Raw genomic sequence first — 18,568 nt, forward strand, 5'->3', positions numbered from 1 at the left:
AGGGGAGAATCTGATTCCGGACGTAATCTCAAGAATTCAAAAAGTTACCGGCAAAAAGGAATACATCCTCGGAGGGGGCGGAGGCGGAAACGCTTGCGGAGGCTAAAGGGATCGTATCGGACCCGGCATTTCGGTTTGAAAAACTTAAGAATACTTTGGATCTTTATAATATTCTTAAGTTGTAAAAAAGGATTTTTGGAGTCGCATTGGGCGACTCCGGTCTCCTTTCAGGGAGAGCCGCCTTCTCGGTATTCCGAACTCGAAAAAAGTTTGGATCCGGAAAACTGCGGAGTTTGTCATAAGGAACAGTATGAAAAATGGAGTTCGAGTCTTCATTCGAAAGCGAGCGGACCGGGTTTACAATGGCAGTTAAAACGGATCGGTAACGAAGAATCTTCCTCCTGTTTTGCCTGCCATTCTCCTTTGATCGAAACTCAGAATTTCATCCGAGAATCCAAATTCAAAACTGCAAACAACCCGAACGAGGTTTTGTCCTATTTAAAAAAAGAAACCGCAGAACGAGGAATTTCATGCGCGTCCTGTCACGTCCGCAATCAGGTTCGTTACGGACCTCCTCCCCGCGAAGAAAAACAAAACGATTCTTCCTCGGGCCGTAAGGCCCACGGAGGTTTTGTCGTTCAGAAAGAATTCGAATCTTCAAAGTTTTGCATCTCCTGTCACGAAACACCGGAATACGGAAAGCCAGTGAACGGAAAAAGAATGATGGAAACCTACAAAGAATGGGAACAAAGTCGGTATGCAAAGGAACAAATCACATGCCAAAATTGTCATATGCCGGATCGTTCCCATTCTTGGAAGGGAATTCACGATCCTGAGATGACGGCGAACGCGGTGACGGCGACGCTCGGTTTTAAATCAATCGGGGGAGAATCGTATGTTTATGCTTCTTTGAAAAATACGGGAGTGGGGCATAAGTTTCCGACGTATTCCGTTCCAAAAATATTTCTATTCTTGTCCGTTTACGAAAACGGAAAACAAAAACGGATTCTTGCCGAAAAAACGATCGGAAGAGTGACCGATCTGGATCTAAAACACGAATTCGAGGACACTCGTCTTTTGCCGGACGAAGAAATGGTTATAAAAGCGCGACTAACGCGAATGGATTTTAAAACTCACGAAGAGATCCGATTCACAGCGATCGTAGAACCGGACGAGTTTTATGTTCGGATGTTTCAGCATAACTGGGATCGCCGAAATGAATTCGGAATCACCGGAGTTGAAGAAAAACAACTGGAAGAAGCCTTAAAAAAGGCAAAGTCGTCACGTTATGTTCTCTTTGAGAAAAGGATTCAGACTTCCTCTCTTACGGACGGATTTTTTTCCTCGGACCTAAGGGTTTCGAAATAAGAATCCGAGATTGGAAACTCGATTCGGAAACAAGCCCCCACTGCGGAGGAGACGAGTTCTAATATGCCGTCGTATTTTTCGACGATTCGTTTGCAGATATCCAAACCCAGACCGATTCCCTCGCCTTGTTCCTTTGTGGAAAAGAAAGGATCGAAGATCTTCGACTGGATCTCTTTGGGAATTCCGGGGCCGTTGTCCTGAAAGAAAATTTGAATCCGATTTCGATCAGGGATCACCGAGCCGTAGATGTCCACGTTTCCATTTCCCTCCGTCGCTTGGACCGCGTTTAAAATCATGTGAGTCCAAACCTGATTGATTTCTTCGGGATCGCAGTCGATCGGAGGAAGATTGGCGAGGTTCAAACGAAGGACCGTATCTCGGAGCGAAAGTTTCAGATTGCTGTCCAAAACCTTTTGAATCGATCTTTCGATCACAATCGGAGTAGGCGAACGACTCGATGAAAGGGAAGAATAGGAACTGAGCGCAAAAACCGTCTTTCTCGTTTTTTCAACGGAAAGACGCATAACGCTGATATTCCTTAAAAATGAAAGTGTGGAATCGATAAAACCCAAGAGTTCGAACACGTCCGGATGATTCAAGAATGGAGTCCATCGTTCGTGGACGTCCTGAAGACCGAGTTCGGTAAGAAGGATCGAAATTCTTTCCGCGTGAATGATATGATAAAAATTTAATGTTCTTTCCAGGGACTTGGCTTGTTGTCTCATCTTGAAGCCGAGGGGAGGTTCCTGGGAATCCATAGCGATGGCGTAAATTTCAAAAAAGGAATTCCGATCCTCTTCGTTCAAACGAGGAATCGTGACCGAAACCTGAAAGATCTTGTTTTGGAAGGATTGAGAAACGGCTTCTATGGTTTGTAAACCGGCCTTGATCGCACCGAGCGGATTGTTGATCTCGTGCGCGATACTCGTTACGAGTTGTCCGAGACTCGCCCATTTTTCCGAAGAGATGAGTTTGTTCTGCGCGTTTTTCAATTCCTGAAGAGCGTCTTCGAGTTCCTTTTTCTGGATCTCGATGATCCGAGTTCGCATTAAAATTTCGCCGTTCGCCTTTCTCAAGTCCTCGGCTTGTCTCCAATCGGTGACGTCGAATACGATCCCGGACAAGGTTCCCGAAAGTTTTTCGTCATTCGGAGGTTCCGAGATTCCCCATCCGCCCCTGGCTCGAAACCAACGAACTCCTTCGGGCAATACGTTCGGAAAAAGGATTTCGATTTCGTTCGAATTTCCATACACGAATTTTTGAACGTAACGAAGCATTTCCATTCTTTGCCCGCGATGGAATCTTTTAAGAAAATCCTTGATCCGCATCTTTCTCGTTTCGTCCACGGATAAGCCCGAGATTTCTCCCTCGGGAAAGAATACGATCCCACTTTTAAAGTCGAGTTCCCAGGTCGCCATACCGGCGCCCAATAACGCCATTCTCAACTTCTGATTGTTTTTACCGATGATCGTATTCGAAAGTTGTAATTCTGCGAGGACGTTTTTCAAACTTCTCCGCATCGAATCGAGGGAATGGACCAAGGTTCCCAACTCGTCGTCCTCGGTATAAGGAATGGCGGCGTTTAGATTTCCCTTTTCGATTTCTCTCGAGAAGGCTTCCGCTTTGGAAAGTCCGTTTAAAAACCATTTTTTTAATGCGAAGTTGAGGAAGCCCAAGGCGAACAAAGAAAACAAAAACGTAAGGATCGCGTTTTTCAGGATCAAACCCGCGAGTTCCTCGTAGAATATGGAGTGCGGAATTCCGACTTCTATAAACAATTCGGTTCCGGTGTTTGAAAAACGCATCGGAAGAATCGCTCTATAATAACGTTCCTCGTCGAACGTGGACGCGCTTTTGATTTCATTCTTAATAAAATCGGAAGAAGGAATCGGAGGTTCGTCTCCGGAAGCGGGAGGAAGAGAACTGAAATCCGGAAAGATGATTCTCGCGTAACCCTTTCCCTGCAAGGGTTTGAAGGACTTTATCTTTTCGGAGAAATCCTTCAACGTAAAATCGATTCCGATCACGCCCGCAAAAACACCTTTTCGAATCACGGGCGCGATCAGGGATACGATCCAAATCCGATGCCCGCCCGCGTAATAAAGATACGGACTCATCACTACGTCCCGTTTCGTTTTTTTTGGGGTGAAGTAATAGGTCGTTTCGTTCGTATCTTTTTCGAAGTTTACGTTTACATCCACGGTGAGTTCCGTGGGCGACTTGGATTTGTTCACGTAGTAGATCAATCTTCCCGTGGAATCGTGACCGAACGTATTTTTATACCGCGCATCCAAACCGTCGAACGCGTTCGGCTCGAAGATCGTCCAGGTTCCGAAAACGAGATCATTCTCAAGCGTAAGTTTTTTTAAGAGTTCGAGAATTTCGGCGCGGTTTTGTTTGGAGGTTTGGACCACGTCCTTGATTCCCATCAAACGATCGAACGGTCTTCCGAAAGAACTTTCCACTTCTCTTTGTATACGAAGGGATTCGATGAGAACGATTCTTCTTTCGTCCTTTTTAAATTCCGTATAGGTAAGAATCGACTGAGCGATCGTGATGAGCAGAAACGCAACCAACACGGCGCCGGAAAGATAGAGTGTGATTTTTTTTCGGAGACTCATCAGAGATCTTTTTCAATTCCTGGAAGATCGTAGATTCTTACCGGAATTCGACGAATGTAAAATCATTTTCGAAACGAGGTCTGATTTTATACCGCTTAGGAAGGAAATGCAAAGCCCGTTTTTTTATAGACGGGCTTTACGCAAACGAATCGTTCAGCTTTCCAGCAGAGAACCGTCCACGGAGCGGATCAAAAGAAGACCGCCTCCTTTGGGAAGTTCGTTGACCCGGAACTCGGGATGATTCTCCCAAAGATCCAAATCGCATAGGATCAGATCGAATTGTTTCCAATCCGCGGAACCCGTATCGGAGGAAAGAATTTTTACCTTATCCTTTTTCAGACCTTGTTTGATCCGAGTCGGAATCTGATCCACCGAACCGTTGAGGTCCACGATGGAAAGTTTAGAGTTGTAATTCACCGCCAATCTTTTGGCGATCTGCAAAAGTTCGAGGTCCTTGTCCCTTCCGAAAAGAAGGTGAATGTTTTTTACGTTCTCGAGTTGGGATGAAAAAAGAATTCCCGCGTTACAATCGGTTTCATTCAGAATGGTTCGAATCTTCCCTCCGAGAATATCGTCCGAGAAAAAAGAACGAGCCGCACCGATCAAAAGAAGTTTGTAATTTCCTTCGTCCACGATTCGAACGATGTCCTTCGTGATGTTCGTCGAAGTTTTATAAATCGTTTTGAGGTCTATGTTCAAATCCTTGGAAAGTTCTTTCATAGGAGTGAAACTGGAAGACTCGTATTTTTCCGCGTGTGTTTCGGATATATTAGAATCCGGTGATAGATGAACCGCGGTAACCGCTCTTTCCTTTTTCTTTTCGGGAAAAAGTCCGTATGCGATTTTCAAAAGTTCCAGACCTCTGGAATGTTGCGCGAAGGAGATGAGCATCCCGGAAGTGTTCGATCCGATCTTGCCGATGAATTCTCCCCTTGCAAAAATACGTTCCACGAGTTTGAGTCCCGGCCCTGTCATCACAGTGGTGGTTAACGCCATAAGAACCATCATGGAAAAAATTTCCTCGGATAAAACGCCGAGATCGTAACCGATGTTGAGCACGATCAATTCCATCAGACCGCGGGTGTTCATGAGCATTCCGATCGCAAGAGAATCCTTCCAATTTTTTCCGGACAAACGGGCCGCGATCGCGCTTCCGCCTAACTTGCCGAGTATGGCTACGAATAGAATCACGAAAAAGATCGGCCAAAGACCGGAACTGGATAAAAGACCGAACTTGGTTCTCAGACCTGTGAACGCGAAGAAGAGTGGAAGTAAAACGGTAAGACTGAAGTCCTCGATCTTATCGACTAAGTTGCTTCTCAATTCCTTTTTGTCGGGCATAACAACTCCCGCAAGAAAGGCTCCGAAAAGAGCGTGGATTCCGATCGCTTCGGTGACCCAAGCCGAAAGAAAGATGAACAAAAAGAAGGAAGCGGTGATCGTTTTGGTCATCGATTCCTTGGTCGTGTATAAGTTTCCGGCTCTTCTCATCAAAGGAAGAATTCCCTTCCACATCACGACCATATACGAAAGCGACATGAGAATCATGAGAATTCCCGAAGAAAAAGATCCCGCGTTTACGATCGTAACCACGATCGCAAGAACACACCAAGCGGTGACGTCGTCCGCGGCCGCGGCGGTAAGAGCAAGACTGCCTAACGTGGTTTTGGTGAGACCTTTTTCTAAGATGATTCTCGCAAGAACCGGAAAGGCGGTGATGCTCATTCCGATTCCCATAAAAAGACAGAACGCGATGAAGTCCACACCTTGAGGAGCCAGAGGAACGTAGATAAAATAAGCAAGACCCGCTCCCAACAAAAACGGAAACATGATGCTTGAGTGTGAGATTACGACGGCCGACTCGGCTTGGTTTTTTAGAATCTTCAGATCTAGTTCCATCCCGATCGTAAACATAAAAAGCAAAAGCCCGAGTTGACTCAGGATCTGAAGCGTGGAAAGGGATTCCTTGGGAAACAAGAGTTGGAAACCTTCGGGAAAGAGCAATCCGAGTAAAGAAGGGCCGAGAAGAATCCCCGCGAGAATCTCCCCGATCACGGAAGGTTGTCCGAGCATCGTGGATAACTTTCCGAAAACGCGGGAAGCGATGATGATTACGATCAACTGGAATAAAAGTCTGGAAAGAGGTTGTTTGAGATGACCGGAAAACATTTTTCCAACGGCGTCAAAGTCCCAAAAGTCCGGTCTTGTCTGTGCGGGTTTTGGTGTTTCTTTTTGCGCCTGCGGATTTTTTTGTTCTTCGATTTGGGAAGAATGATAACTTTCTTTTTTCAGTTCCAAACCCTTTCCGAACTGAAGGATGAAACCCAGAGAGATGATGAATAAGAAAATTAGAAAAATGTAAAATAGGGATATTTTTTTCATCGAGAACCCTCGTTTTAAGGCATTCTCATACCGATTTCCGGTTTCGTCATTCAGATTTTTGAACGAACGATTCTTCCCAAAGAGCGTTACTGGATGATCGATTCTTCCTGAAGAATTTTAGAAGCGAGCTTCGCGGCTTCCAGAGGAGTGGAGGGTTGTCCGGTGACTCTCACCCTCGTAAGAAGAATCCAATGTACGTTCGATTTTTGAAACGAGGCCCAAAACCAAGAATTCGCTTCGTCCTGAGTATAATGAAACGCGGAATCCGATTTGTAATCTTCCACACCGTTCCAATCTCCCGAAAGATCGTGACTTCCGCTCGCGTTGGAAAGCGAACCGGGAGTTCTTTTGAGAAGATTCAAAACGGTGGAGATCGTCTTATCTCGAAAAGGCGGGGCCGGTTCCTGAAGTCGGATTAAAAAATCCGCAAATTCGGAAGGGGACACGTTATACGAACCGTCAAGCCAGAATGAATTTCGTGTGGCGGGAATCGGATTCGAAAACGCTCCCGTTTTTTCCAAAAGTGTTTTTCCTTTTTCGGGTCCGATGTCGTTCCAGAGTTTCGTAAAATACCAATGCACAGAATACTCAAGGGCCGATTTTAAATTCTGATCCTTTTGCCATCGAATGTATGGATGTCTCGTTTTATCCCAGAAAAAAAGGGATTGGTCTTCCTTGAGATAACCGTTTTCCAGAGCGACCAAAGCGAGATAAGAATGAAACAGGGAAGAAGGCGGAGTTTTATAAAAACATTCATCTTTTTGAAAGTAGATTTTGTTTCTTGTGGTTCGGTTGATCAGGATCGCACAGGGGAATTTACCTTCTCCGTTTATACTTTTTTCGGAAAAGGGCATGGGGGGAAGGGAAGGAATGATCGGATCGCTTTTACAGGAAAAAATCCAGATGAGAACCAAAAATAGGAATGAGAATGAATTCTTCACTTGAATTCAAGCGAATCAGTTCATGAGGGAGATGCAAATCAAAATTAATGCGACCGGAATGTAAAAGAAGAAGAAATAAATCTTTCCCGCCTTCTTCCATGGTTTCTCCATTTTGGGTCGAAGGATTTCCAGAAGTTCTTTTTCGTCCGCTTGATACAGCTCGGAAGAATCGTTCATCCCGTAGAGGTGAGCGGCCAGACGTTTGAAGGCCTTTTCTCTGTGTATATCCAAGTATTTTTTACTTACAACGAGGAGTTCCTCGTTCTTTGAAAATAGATTTCTAAACACGTTCGGAATCTCGTAGAATTTTCCGATGAGAAGACTTGAAAATCGGGTAAAAAGTCCCAAGTAAAAAAGAGAAGCGTATTTGACCGCCTCCATTTTTAAACCGAAGACGATGATAAAACAAATCAGATACGCTCCGTATCCGACGATCAGTCCCGCTCGTCCCAAAAATCGGCTCCAAAAGACCTCTTGTTCGAATTCTAAATCGAGGGTTTCTACGGATAGAGTCGTGCGTTTTGTTTCTGACATGGTAAATTCAAAAAAGAGAATATTCTCCCCTCTATCCATGCAAAATTGCGCCCGCAAAATGACAAGAAAATCGTTTTGGAGAAAGTCTATAAACTCCGTCGGGCCGTCCCGATTCTTTCGAATTCGGTAAGTGCCAATTACCGAACCAACTTCCGTTGATCTATTTTGTCTATGTCACATCCCAACTTCAGAAGAATCTTTTTTCTTCGGGGGGAATCCGAGGTTTAAACCGAAAATCTTTTCATACGAGGCTTCCTGGATGTCGACTGTACTCAAAAGAAAAGAAAGAAAAATTCAAACCGGAGAATTCTGGACTTCACGCCAGAGACAATCTCACTCCATTCACTATAGCGTTAGTTATCGCGCCTCGTTCAAACCGGAACTTCCCGCGTTCTTTTTGGACAAATATCTTTCCAAACACAAGGGAGTTGTTCTCGATCCGTTCGGCGGAAGGGGAACCACTTCGATTCAAGCGAACTTGGAAGGTCATACGGCGATTCACAACGATATCAGTCCGATGTCATTGTTTCTTGCAAAGTCGAGACAAACGATTCCTTCCATGGAAAGTATGGAAAGAATTCTGGATCGTCTGGATTTGAGAAAGAAAACGAAGGAAGAAAAAGAAGACAAGGATCTGCTCGCCTTTTATCACAAGGACACGTTAAACGAAATCAAAAACTTAAAAAGAATTCTTTCCCAAGACGCTTCCCCGGAAATTCAATACATAGGGGTGACTGCTCTTTCGAGATTGCACGGTCACAGCGACGGATTCTTTTCGGTGTATAGTTTTCCTCAGATTTCGATTCCTCCTTCCGCGCAGAAACGCAACAACGAGAAAAAAGGAATCAAACCGGAATACAAGGAAGTCAAATCCAGAATTTTACAGAAGATGAAACGGGATTTAAAAACTCCTCTGCCACCTTTTTATCACGAGTTCTCGGGAAGAAACCGTTATACGAATCATTCTTCTCTTCATTTGGAATCGCTGGAAGATTCCGTTGCCGATTTGGTCGTTACGTCACCGCCTTTTCTCGATAAGGTGAACTACGAAGAAGACAATTGGCTGAGATATTGGTTTTTGGAAATCGAACTTCCGGATCACAAAAAGCCGAGCATCTTTTCGACGCTCTCCGCGTGGACCGATTTCATTCACGGAACCTTGGAGGAACTTTCCAGAGTTTTAAAGCCGGAAGGCGTTTGTGTGATGGAAGTCGGAGACATTAAGAAGGGCGCTACCGTTTTCAATCTGGACGAATATGTGATTCAAGCGGCCAATGGTTCCGGTTTGGAATGGGAAACCACGTTCATCAACGATCAAAAGTTTACGAAACTTTCCAATTGCTGGAACGTTTCGAACAACGAGAAAGGAACGAACTCGAACCGCTGTGTCGTGTTTCGGAATTACAAGTAAAAAAAGAAAATGTAGGAACTCATACAAAATCGCCGCGTGCGTTGAGGGTTCCTGAAATTGTTGGATCTCTTACACATTTTCCGAATTCTGTCGCTTTTTCTTCGAAAACGGGCGGATTCCTCTTCACCAAATTCCAAAAACGACCGACCTTCAAGGAAGAAGAGGGTTACCGGAATATGATGCGCTCACTCTGGACTGCGGCAACTGGAATGATTGCCCAGCAGTTTCATATCGATACGATATCGAACAACTTAGCAAACGTAAATACGACTGGATTTAAAAAGAATCGCGCGGACTTCGAGGATTTGGTGTATCAACACCAGGTTCTGGCAGGAACGCCCGCAACATCCGTCAGTGAAATTCCCACCGGAGTCAACGTAGGTCACGGGGTTCGAGCCGCGGCTTCTCAAAAACTTTTCGAGATCGGTTCCTTTCAAGCCACAGGAAATAAATTGGATATGGCGATCACCGGAGAAATGGGATTTTTCAAAATCCAAATGCCGGACGGAAGTTTCGCGTTCAGCAGAGACGGATCTTTTAAGATCGATTCGAACCAACAAGTGGTGACGTCTAACGGATATCTTCTCGAGCCTCCTTTGATTCTCCCGGAAGGTGCGATCTTAAACACACTCATGATCTCCGAACAAGGAGAAGTCACCGTAAAAGTGGGAGCGGATATCCGTCCCATCGTAATCGGTCAGGTGGAATTATACCGTTTCGTAAACCCGGCTGGTTTGCAAGCGATCGGAAAAAACTTATTTCAAGAAACCGTAGCGTCCGGACCTGAAATTCCGGGAACGCCAGGGATGGAAGGATTCGGAAACGTACTCCAGGGATTTTTGGAAATGAGTAACGTAAAGATCGTGGAAGAAATGGTGAACATGATCGTGGCTCAAAGAGCTTACGAATCCAACTCCAAGGCGATCCAAACCTCGGACAACATGTTGTCCACGGCCATTTCCCTCAAGAGATAAGAATTTTATAAATTTCTTATGAATCTTTTTCGGATACTCTTCCTTCTTCTGCTTTTGACCTTAAACCCTCTTTGGGGAAGAGGGGTGTCCGGAATTTATCTCAAAGGAAGAGCGATCGTAGAAGGGGAAGAAGTTCGTCTTTCCTCAGTCGCTCGGATTCCGGACGGATTCGAAGATCGGATTCTTATGAAGAATCTTACGCGTCCCGTGTTCGTCGGTTCCAAGGAAATCCAAAAAGTATATGCGGACTTGGATCCGATCGTAACCGGAAAAGAAACCCTGGTTCTTCCTTTGAATCACGCGCTTGAACCGAGCGAGATCACGGATTCTCTTTCGGACGAAATCAAAAAGAAACATCCGAACGAAGAATTTCGTCTAACGTTTATCTCCGGAGAAACCAAGGTTCCTTCGGAAGGGGTTCAACTCCGCTGGGCCAATCTATCCTCCCGTTTGCATCCGGGACAACTGATGGCTTCCCTCGAAATATTTTTTCAGAACCAAAAGGTTCATACCTTGAGAATCCGCTTTCAAGTGGAACAAAAAGTAAAAGTTCTCAAAGCGAGTCGTCCTCTAAACAAGGGAATCAAAATTACGACCGAGGATTTTAAGGAAGAGGAAACCTTAACAGACGAGGAAATCTTGGATTCTCCCGGAGGAGATCTGCTCGGTTCCACACTTTTAAAGGACATGAACGACGGAGAAATTTTCCGAAAGAAACACGTTCGTAAGATCCAAGACGTTCAAAGAGGAGGCGAGATTCTGATGATCTATCACAAAGGAAGTCTCGTCCTCAAAACGAAAGTAAAGGCTCTCAGTTCCGGAAACATAGGCGAAGAAGTTCAGGTGACCACACATTCCAGAGAAGGTCAGATGAAGGTCAAGGTTGTGGATAAGAATACGGTGGTGACGGAATGAAAAAACGTTTGAATCCGACCGATTTCAAAGACTACTGCGCGAGAAATTCGAAAATTCTCACCATAGGAATCGTATATTTTATATTTATAATATTCTTTCTTTTGTATGGAAAAAATACGGGATTGAACGCTCAGGACGCTTCTCTTTGGACGGATAAGAATCCGTATTCTGTGCGTCAGAGCATCAAGGTCGGTTCTCCTCTCTACGTAAAAATCAGAAACGGACTACAAGCGGAATTCGAACTCGAATCGAATGCGGACGAAACGATCACACTTAAGTCCATGCCGGATAAAAAAATCATCCCCGATATGCCCTCGTATAACAACGATCGTACGATTACGCGTAAGAATAAGGGAAAGATCAAATCCCTCGGAAAGATAAAAGGGAATCTTACCGCTCTCGTCACCGCGGTCGACCCGAACACCGGGCTTTTGACGATTCAAGGCCAAAAAGTGAACGTGATCAACGGCGAGGAGAACAGTCTCGTGTTGTCCGGAACCGTTTCTCCCGAGTTCGTGGAAAAGGATTCTTCGATCGACGCGGATAAAATCGCGAATCTTCAGGTGAACTTCAACGGAAGAATCAACCCAAAACAAGTCAATCCTCCGATCGCACTCAAATCGGTTACGAACCCGGACGGTTCCGTGACGGTCAAAGCCGAACTTTCGGAAGAGGAAAAACAGAGACTGATTCTAAACCAACTCAATCGGCTTTTGGGAGAATCACAATGAAATTCAAATATTCCATTCTTTGCATGTTCTTGCTGGACGTTTTTTTGTTTTGCGCGTCCTTTATGATTTTTTTGGCTTCGATCGTAGCGCTTGCGTTTCCTTTTTCTTCCTTAAACGCCGCGGAACTCAGACTGAAGGACATCGCGAAAATCGAAGGAATCCGAGAAAATCAAATCACCGGTTACGGAATCGTGGTGGGTCTTCCCGGAACGGGAGATAGCAAAACTCCTTTTACTTCGGAAAGTATGAAAAATTATCTGAAGAATCTCGGAGTGGAAGCGAACCTCAAGCCGGATCAAACCCGCAACATCGCTTCCGTTTTGATCACCGCGACGATTCCTACGTATGCGAGAAAAGGTGATAAGTTAAACGTAATCGTATCTTCGATCGGAGACGCAAAGTCTTTGGAAGGTGGGGTTCTTTTACAATCTCCTTTGAAGACCGCGGGAGATAAAACCTTCGCGGTCGCTTCGGGTGTGATTTCCTTCGGCGGAAGACAGGAACAGGAAAGAGGAAACAGCGCGAGAGGAAATAAAAAAACCGTCGGGCTCGTTCACGGCGGAGCGATCGTAGAACAAGAACTCGATCAGAATTTTTACGCTTCGGAACGAGTTCAAATTCAATTGGAGAATCAGGACTTCACAACGTTAAACGCGGTGATCTCTCAGATTCGTTCCATTCTTCCCGGCAAACACGGGATCGGGCCGGAGACAGTGGTTCCCGTTTCTCCGACCGAAATCAATATCGTACTCGGAAAAACATTCGAAAACAAATCGGACGCATTCTTATCTTTGTTAAGCGACATCGAAAATCTAAGCGTGGAAACCCAAGTAAGACCTAAGGTGGTCATCAACGAAAGAACCGGCGTGATCGTGATGGGCGGAAACATAACGATCGAAGAAGTCGCCGTGTCGCGCTCGGGACTCAATCTTTCCGTAACGGATAAAAATAGAAGACGCAACTGGCTCGGTAAAGAACAGGAGCCCGTAAAAAGTTCCTTTTTGATCGAAGAATCCACGAGCGTAGGCGACGTGGTCGAAGCGCTCAACAAAGTGGGCGCGTCAACAAAAGATATCATAGCGATTTTAGAAGCTCTTAAAAAATCGGGCGCGTTACACGCGGAATTGGAGATACAGTGATGATCGATTCCATTCAAGATTATACGAACAGATTGAATCTGGTTGAAAAACCGGAGGTCAAAAGTCTTCTCAATTTCGAAAACGCGAATAAGAACAAAACCAATTCTTCCTTTCCCGATATGCTCAGGGAAGAATTCAACGAAAAACTTTCCGGTAAGATCAGTTCTTCCGAGATTCGTCTTCCTCACAACATCAAGGAAGAAATTTCCGCGGACCCGTATCGTAAAAAACTATATTCAGCTTCCGTTGAATTCGAATCTATCTTCGTGAAGATGATGTTGACCGAAATGAAAAAGACGGTTTCTAAATCCGGCCTGATCGACGGCGGTCACGCGGAAGAAATTTTCGAAGACATGCTCTACGACGAATATTCCAAAAATCTTTCCTCCAACTCGTCTTTGGGACTCGCGGAACAGATCTATCAATCCCTGTCCTCCAATCTTCCCCCGGTAAACCCGGCTCAGAAGACGGATCGTAAAGCCTAATCTTCGTTAGTCGAGTAAATCGAGGAATTTGATTCCATCCAGATCGTTCTGGAGTTTTTCTTCCGTTTTTTCGATCTTGGAATTCAAATTTCCCGGAAAAAGTTTCAGCTCCTTATCCCCCGTTAAAAGAGGCTCCGGGATTTTCCGGTACACGTCTCCCACGCTTAGGTCCGCAGGCGCGATGATCGGAACGAATTCATTCTTCCTCGTTTCCGATAAGAATTCAAGCTCGCATAATTTTTTAGTAAGAACCGGAATTTCCTCTTCCTTCAATCTTGAAACCGAAGCGAGTTCCGTCGAAGAAGAGGGAATTTTCTTTTCCTTTTGGATCTTATACGCAGTTTTTAAGGTTAGAATCAGTTTTCTAAACTCGTTGCTCGAAGAAGTATGCATCTCGTCTAAAGAATGAAGCGGTGCGAGATATCTTTCTCGGAACTGAAGAGAGGCCGTGATTTCGGCTCCGAATAAGACTATTAAGGAAAGTGAATATACTCCCAAAAGAAAGATCGGGATCGCGGCCAACGCCTTATAGATGATCATCGTAGTTTCGCTGAAGGAGGAAAGATACACCTGAAACCCCCAGAGAAAGATCAAAAAGATGACTCCCGTTACGGCCGCGCCCACTGCCGAGGCTTTCAACGGAACCTTCGTGTTCGGAATCAAAGAATAAAGACTTAGGAAAAAAAGCCAGATCCCGGAAAGAGGAAATAAAATTCTCAGGAAAGAATAGATCGAAAATACGCTGTCTCCTCCCGTGATTACCGTAGTTGAGAACTTTTGATCCTTGGATTCCGTGACGCTGATCGTGCGGTATTCGCCGACGTTTAACATCTTGATCTTTCCGTTTTCCTTTCTTTCCAAAAGAAGATTGGCCCAGATCTTTCCGTTCATCGGAATGTAAAAAGGATTCCAATGATCTCCTCCGTCCGTGGAGATGAGAATGTGTCCGAGACTATCCATCAGAAATAGTTCCATCGTATCGGTTCCTAAAAACGACCAGATACGAATGAAATTATATCTTTTATGACTCAGTTCGATCCAACTGTTTCCCCCGTCCCGAGAACGATAGAGAACTCCGCGCTCCCCGGCTAAAAAGATTTCTCCGTTTTCGGTTCTATGAATATCATGAAATGCTAAATGAGTCAGACGGTTCGGATAAAAGTTGAAACCCCCGTCGTTGCTCGTCCATACGGTTCCCGATTCGTCGGGTATATAGCCGTTCAGCGCGTCCGGGAAATAAACCTTCGACGCGTTCATCTTCAGACGATCCTTGAAGATCGGTTTAAACGAGATTCCTTCCGGAATGTAATGGAGAACTTCTCCGTTTTTGAATATAATGAAAATGTTATTTTGGTTTACGACTTCTATGTCCTTGAGTTCCACACCCTCGAAAGAGGTCAGGGTCCAGACCGAAGATTCGATCGGTTTGATCAAAAGCGCGCCTCGAATCGACAAAACGTAGATCATTCCTTCCTTGATTTTGATCCGGATAAAATCGGAAGCGCCTATGTCCGGCTTTTTGCAGAAGTCCAAACGGCCTCCGAGGTTATCGAGACATTTCATGTTTTCGAAATCGATCTCGTCTTCCCGAATGGAATATTCTTTTTTTAGATTGGAATCCATGCGGAATAGGGTTCCGTTTTCGCCGCTGATCCATATTTTTCCGAGAGGATCCCGTTCCATCGAAAAGTAGTGAGGAGGTCTGAAAAAATCGATCGTCTTCTCGGCAACTCCTTCTCCGATCACAAAAAGAAGAGGGCCGATCGCCAAAACAAAAAAATAGAATACTAATTTTTGAAAGAGGGAACGGTTGGAGCTGATTCTCCAGATTCCGTTAAACGCATTTTCCAAAGAACGCAAAACCGCGGTCGCGGAAAAAACCAAGATCACAAAACCGATCGCTCCGATCTGAGTCGCGGTGTCGATCAAGTCTCCGATCGCTTCCAAATACGTGTTGATGTCGACGTTGATGTTGCTCTGAAGAATGAATGTGTTGATCGTATCAAAGATTTCTTCTTTACGATTTTCTAATCCCGACGTGATCGTAATCAGGGACAACGCGACCGTAAGCATGGGAATCAAGGATACGATCGTCGTGTAAGAAATTCCGGACGCTTGCATGAGACAATCGTCTTTGATGAAACGATACGCGGAACCGACGATGATTCGAATCGAGAGAACGAAAATTCTTAAAAAACCTTTTTCGGGAATCTTATCCGAATCGGTGAGCCAACCCGGTTTTAAAAGATGTTTCATCGTTCATTCCGCCTTAAAGCTATACAGAACCATGGACGAGGTCAAGGGTCTGCCTTGTTTTTTGAGTTTGCTTTTCCAGTGATAAACGCCGATTCGAATCCACTTCCAATATTCTCTCCAGGAACGAAAACTTCCCCTGGATTTGAGTAATTTTGCGAAGAGAGAAAAATCGACTCCGGGATAAGTGATATGATTTTGAAAACCCGATCGATCAAGAATTTTTTTCAAATTCGATTCCGAATAATAGTAAAAATGTCCGGGAAGATAGTAGTGATACGCCGGTCCCGAATCGATCGCCTGCCAACCTTCGAAGTTCGCGGTTTGTAAAAGCAGAAGACCGCCGGGTTTTAGAATTCGATTCAATTTTTGGAATACTTTTGAAGGTTCGGAAAGATGTTCGATCACTTCTACAAGAGTCACAACGTCGAAAAAATTCTCGGGTAGATCCGCGTCCAAAAATTCTCCCTGATAAACCTTAAACCCTCTCGATCTTGAAACCTCGGCCGAATAGGAGGAAATTTCCACGCCCGTTACTCTCCAGCCGGCTTCTTTCGCGCAGTTTAAAAATCCTCCGAAGGAACAGCCGACGTCCAAAAATTCTCCCGTTCGTTTGAAACGTTGTATGTTTTTGAGACGCGCGTTCCAAACGTAACGATCGAAACGTTCGGTTTGTCTTTCGTCCCGGTATGAAAAGTCCGCGCCACCGGAATAGTATTCTTCGGTGTAAAGAGAAGACGCTTCCGGTCTGGGATATTGGGTCTGAAGTCCGCAGGAACTACATAAATAAATTGGAATATTATAATTTTGAAAGGAAGAATGGTATAGGAACTTCCAATCTTTCGTTTGGCAACAAGGACAGGTCTCGTCTATAGTTTTGCCAGAAAAATCCAATGACAGATCCTTTCTTCCAATTTTCCGAGCGGGGTTCTTTCGGTGTAACCGAATTCTACTTCGGAAAAATCCTTTAAATCTTCTTTCAATTCTTCTAATGTATAAAAACGGGAATAAGCGCCTTTTAAATCCTGTGTTTGGATCGTGGTTCCTTGTGCCTGTAAGTGAGTATCGCCGACCGCGCGTACGGATCCGGCGAGAAATCCGCCTTTTTTCAGAATTCTTTTTTTCTCGGCGAGAATCGTTTTTGCCGCTTCTACGGAATTGTAGTGAAGCACTCCCCAGCTTACGATCACGTCGAAAAAATGATCATCATAGGAGAGGGGAGGTTTTTCGCCGAACGACGTTTTGACGAAAGGATAGGTTTCTTGGATCGTCTTCACCGAGTTTTCGGTATAATCGGTCGCGTAGGTTTGATAACCGAATTCGTTTAACAAAACACAATGTCTTCCGGAACCCGCGCCGAAATCCAAAGCTCTTCGTTCGTTCGTGTTCGGAGATTGTTCGGAGAAAACGGTTCCGATCTTGGAAAGCATTCTCACCAAATTTTCATCCGGATATCCGAGTCTGGATTTGTTTCTCGTATAATGAACGTTCCATGCCGATTGGGAAGAAGGTTCAGACGGATTCAAATTTACCTTCCAGTCTTTGAAGGACCGATTCTTTCCATTGTTCCAAACTTTGGTTGTTTTGTTCCGGTCCTAAGATTCCTACGCTTCGCGCGCGGACCCCGTTTCCATCGTTCGTTTTTAAAATTTCGCCGTGTTGTTTGAACTTGCGATCGAAGAGTATTTTTTCTTTCCCGCTTGAAACAAACTCGGAATGATCAGCGAGTTTGGATTTTCCTTCGGGAGGAGCGGAGAAGAATATTCCCGCGTATTTTTTCGGAATCGAAGAGTAGTTCGCAAACGGTTTTATTTTTTCGCCAACGAGTAGTTTGACCAAGTTCTCGAAGTAGGACGAGCCGAAGTAATTCGGAATCAATGTGTCCGCTAAAAATTCACCGCCGACTTCCGGAACCGCTTCGATGAGATAGATTTCGCCTTCGGGGTTGATTCTGAATTCGGCCACAAAAGGACAGTTGTTCATCTTTGTCGCGGCGATCAAAGCTCTGCAATTCAAAAGAATTTCTCCGATCAATTCGGAATGTAAGAACGGAAGTGTATGAGCGATTTCTAAATAAGGCGCGTATTTCGTGACGTCCTTATGCGAGATGGATGCGGGGAAAAATTCTCCGTTTTGAACAAGGCCGCAAACGGTGATTTCAAAGCCGGGAATGTATTCCTCGGCGATCCAATCGTTCTTTTCTACGTTATGCGCACTTGTCTTCTTTTTCGCGGAAGAAGTTTTGGGCTTTGCGGTTTTCTTTTTTGATTTTAAGAAATGTTCCCATTCTTCCGGATCGTGAAAGGTTCTGATTCCTTCTTTTCCGTATCCGCGCGAAGGTTTATAAACGAACGGGAACTGATTTTTTGCGATGGGAGACTTTGGATCGTAACTTTCGGGAGTTAGAATTCCGACCTTGTTCGCCGTTTCTTTTAATAGATTTTTATCCGAACAGATTTCGACGCAGTCAAGGCTAGCATAACGTAGTTTTAATTTTTCGGCGATGTAAGACGCGGTGTAGGTCGCCTTTCCGTAGGAGCGAGTGCCGACTCCTAGGATGGTTCCTTGCATTGGGATTTCGGAAACCGTCTTTAGAATTTTACGATATTCTGTTACGGATTCCATAATTCGGAGGGAGGCGACTCCCAAACCGGGTGCGCGATCGTTCTGATCCACCGCGATCACGGAATAACCCAAGTCAATCGCGGCGGAAATCAAAGGAACCTGATTGGTTCCCGCGCCGATGGAAAGAAAATATCCCTTTTGTTTCATCCTCCGTAGATTTCTTTTCAGAGGCCGAGAAAGTCAAAGGAT

15 protein-coding genes and 1 pseudogene are annotated in these 18,568 nt (G+C 44.9%); 8 read left to right on the top strand and 8 right to left on the bottom strand.

Going from position 1 to position 18,568, the window contains the following annotated elements; all coding sequences use genetic code 11:
- Both CH367_RS21170 and CH367_RS13480 read left to right on the top strand, forming a co-directional pair.
- Positions 1-94, top strand: a pseudogene (locus CH367_RS21170) (alpha/beta hydrolase); the annotation flags it as partial.
- Positions 95-135: 41 nt separating this feature from the next.
- Positions 136-1,368: a multiheme c-type cytochrome gene (locus tag CH367_RS13480; protein WP_165783294.1), complete on the top strand. Its 1,233-nt coding sequence runs from the start codon at positions 136-138 to the stop codon at positions 1,366-1,368.
- On the opposite strand, the gene CH367_RS13485 is transcribed toward CH367_RS13480, so the two are convergent.
- From CH367_RS13485 to CH367_RS13500, 4 genes are all read right to left on the bottom strand, one after another.
- Positions 1,311-3,989: an ATP-binding protein gene (locus CH367_RS13485; RefSeq protein ID WP_100763039.1), complete on the bottom strand. Its 2,679-nt coding sequence runs from the start codon at positions 3,987-3,989 to the stop codon at positions 1,311-1,313. The genes CH367_RS13480 and CH367_RS13485 overlap by 58 nt on opposite strands.
- 153 nt (positions 3,990-4,142) lie before the next feature.
- On the bottom strand, positions 4,143-6,371 hold the full coding sequence (locus CH367_RS13490; RefSeq protein ID WP_100763040.1) for a cation:proton antiporter: 2,229 nt from the start codon (positions 6,369-6,371) through the stop codon (positions 4,143-4,145).
- 86 nt (positions 6,372-6,457) lie between these two features.
- Positions 6,458-7,312, bottom strand: coding sequence for a penicillin-binding transpeptidase domain-containing protein (locus CH367_RS13495; RefSeq protein WP_100763041.1), 855 nt, complete (start codon positions 7,310-7,312; stop codon positions 6,458-6,460).
- A gap of 15 nt (positions 7,313-7,327) precedes the next feature.
- On the bottom strand, positions 7,328-7,846 hold the full coding sequence (locus tag CH367_RS13500; protein WP_100763042.1) for a hypothetical protein: 519 nt from the start codon (positions 7,844-7,846) through the stop codon (positions 7,328-7,330).
- A 259-nt stretch (positions 7,847-8,105) separates the two neighbouring features.
- Here CH367_RS13500 and CH367_RS13505 point away from each other — a divergent pair, with 259 nt between their 5' ends.
- The 6 genes from CH367_RS13505 (at position 8,106) to CH367_RS13530 (ending at position 13,501) form a co-directional block, all read left to right on the top strand.
- Complete coding sequence (locus CH367_RS13505) at positions 8,106-9,257, top strand: class I SAM-dependent methyltransferase (RefSeq protein WP_100763043.1); 1,152 nt, start codon at positions 8,106-8,108, stop codon at positions 9,255-9,257.
- Positions 9,258-9,436: 179 nt separating this feature from the next.
- Positions 9,437-10,231: a flagellar basal-body rod protein FlgG gene (gene flgG, locus CH367_RS13510; protein WP_002619713.1), complete on the top strand. Its 795-nt coding sequence runs from the start codon at positions 9,437-9,439 to the stop codon at positions 10,229-10,231.
- 18 nt (positions 10,232-10,249) lie between these two features.
- On the top strand, positions 10,250-11,146 hold the full coding sequence (gene flgA, locus CH367_RS13515) for a flagellar basal body P-ring formation chaperone FlgA (protein ID WP_100763044.1): 897 nt from the start codon (positions 10,250-10,252) through the stop codon (positions 11,144-11,146).
- Positions 11,143-11,877 carry a flagellar basal body L-ring protein FlgH gene (locus tag CH367_RS13520; protein WP_100763045.1) on the top strand — a complete coding sequence of 245 codons (735 nt, stop codon included), beginning with the start codon at positions 11,143-11,145 and terminating at the stop codon, positions 11,875-11,877. The genes flgA and CH367_RS13520 overlap by 4 nt, the downstream gene beginning before the upstream one ends.
- Positions 11,874-13,016, top strand: a complete 1,143-nt coding sequence (locus tag CH367_RS13525; RefSeq protein WP_100763046.1) for a flagellar basal body P-ring protein FlgI — start codon at positions 11,874-11,876, stop codon at positions 13,014-13,016. Before CH367_RS13520 ends, CH367_RS13525 begins: the two co-directional genes overlap by 4 nt.
- Positions 13,013-13,501, top strand: a complete 489-nt coding sequence (locus CH367_RS13530) for a rod-binding protein (protein WP_100763047.1) — start codon at positions 13,013-13,015, stop codon at positions 13,499-13,501. The genes CH367_RS13525 and CH367_RS13530 overlap by 4 nt, the downstream gene beginning before the upstream one ends.
- 6 nt (positions 13,502-13,507) lie before the next feature.
- Here the strand turns inward: CH367_RS13530 and CH367_RS13535 are convergent, their stop codons facing one another.
- From CH367_RS13535 to CH367_RS13550, 4 genes are read right to left on the bottom strand one after another with little or no spacing between them, the layout of a single operon-like run.
- A complete protein-coding gene (locus tag CH367_RS13535; protein WP_100763048.1) occupies positions 13,508-15,757 on the bottom strand; it encodes a YhjD/YihY/BrkB family envelope integrity protein in 2,250 nt (749 codons plus the stop codon).
- Positions 15,758-15,760: 3 nt separating this feature from the next.
- Positions 15,761-16,648 (bottom strand): class I SAM-dependent methyltransferase, encoded by an 888-nt coding sequence (locus tag CH367_RS13540; RefSeq protein WP_100763049.1) that lies wholly within the window; start codon positions 16,646-16,648, stop codon positions 15,761-15,763.
- Positions 16,624-17,280: a class I SAM-dependent methyltransferase gene (locus tag CH367_RS13545; RefSeq protein WP_100763050.1), complete on the bottom strand. Its 657-nt coding sequence runs from the start codon at positions 17,278-17,280 to the stop codon at positions 16,624-16,626. Before CH367_RS13545 ends, CH367_RS13540 begins: the two co-directional genes overlap by 25 nt.
- Complete coding sequence (locus CH367_RS13550; RefSeq protein ID WP_100763051.1) at positions 17,267-18,526, bottom strand: ATP-grasp domain-containing protein; 1,260 nt, start codon at positions 18,524-18,526, stop codon at positions 17,267-17,269. The genes CH367_RS13545 and CH367_RS13550 overlap by 14 nt, the downstream gene beginning before the upstream one ends.
- Positions 18,527-18,568 lie beyond the last annotated feature (42 nt).

Source organism: Leptospira barantonii (assembly GCF_002811925.1).
GTDB classification, from domain to species: domain Bacteria; phylum Spirochaetota; class Leptospiria; order Leptospirales; family Leptospiraceae; genus Leptospira; species Leptospira barantonii.

Coding starts and splice junctions, on each gene's coding strand:
- CH367_RS13485 (WP_100763039.1), bottom strand. CDS start 3,989: ATGAGTCTCCGAAAAAAAATCACACTCTATCTTTCCGGCGCCGTGTTG.
- CH367_RS13490 (WP_100763040.1), bottom strand. CDS start 6,371: ATGAAAAAAATATCCCTATTTTACATTTTTCTAATTTTCTTATTCATC.
- CH367_RS13500 (WP_100763042.1), bottom strand. CDS start 7,846: ATGTCAGAAACAAAACGCACGACTCTATCCGTAGAAACCCTCGATTTA.
- CH367_RS13505 (WP_100763043.1), top strand. CDS start 8,106: ATGTCGACTGTACTCAAAAGAAAAGAAAGAAAAATTCAAACCGGAGAA.
- flgG (WP_002619713.1), top strand. CDS start 9,437: ATGCGCTCACTCTGGACTGCGGCAACTGGAATGATTGCCCAGCAGTTT.
- flgA (WP_100763044.1), top strand. CDS start 10,250: ATGAATCTTTTTCGGATACTCTTCCTTCTTCTGCTTTTGACCTTAAAC.
- CH367_RS13520 (WP_100763045.1), top strand. CDS start 11,143: ATGAAAAAACGTTTGAATCCGACCGATTTCAAAGACTACTGCGCGAGA.
- CH367_RS13525 (WP_100763046.1), top strand. CDS start 11,874: ATGAAATTCAAATATTCCATTCTTTGCATGTTCTTGCTGGACGTTTTT.
- CH367_RS13535 (WP_100763048.1), bottom strand. CDS start 15,757: ATGAAACATCTTTTAAAACCGGGTTGGCTCACCGATTCGGATAAGATT.
- CH367_RS13550 (WP_100763051.1), bottom strand. CDS start 18,526: ATGAAACAAAAGGGATATTTTCTTTCCATCGGCGCGGGAACCAATCAG.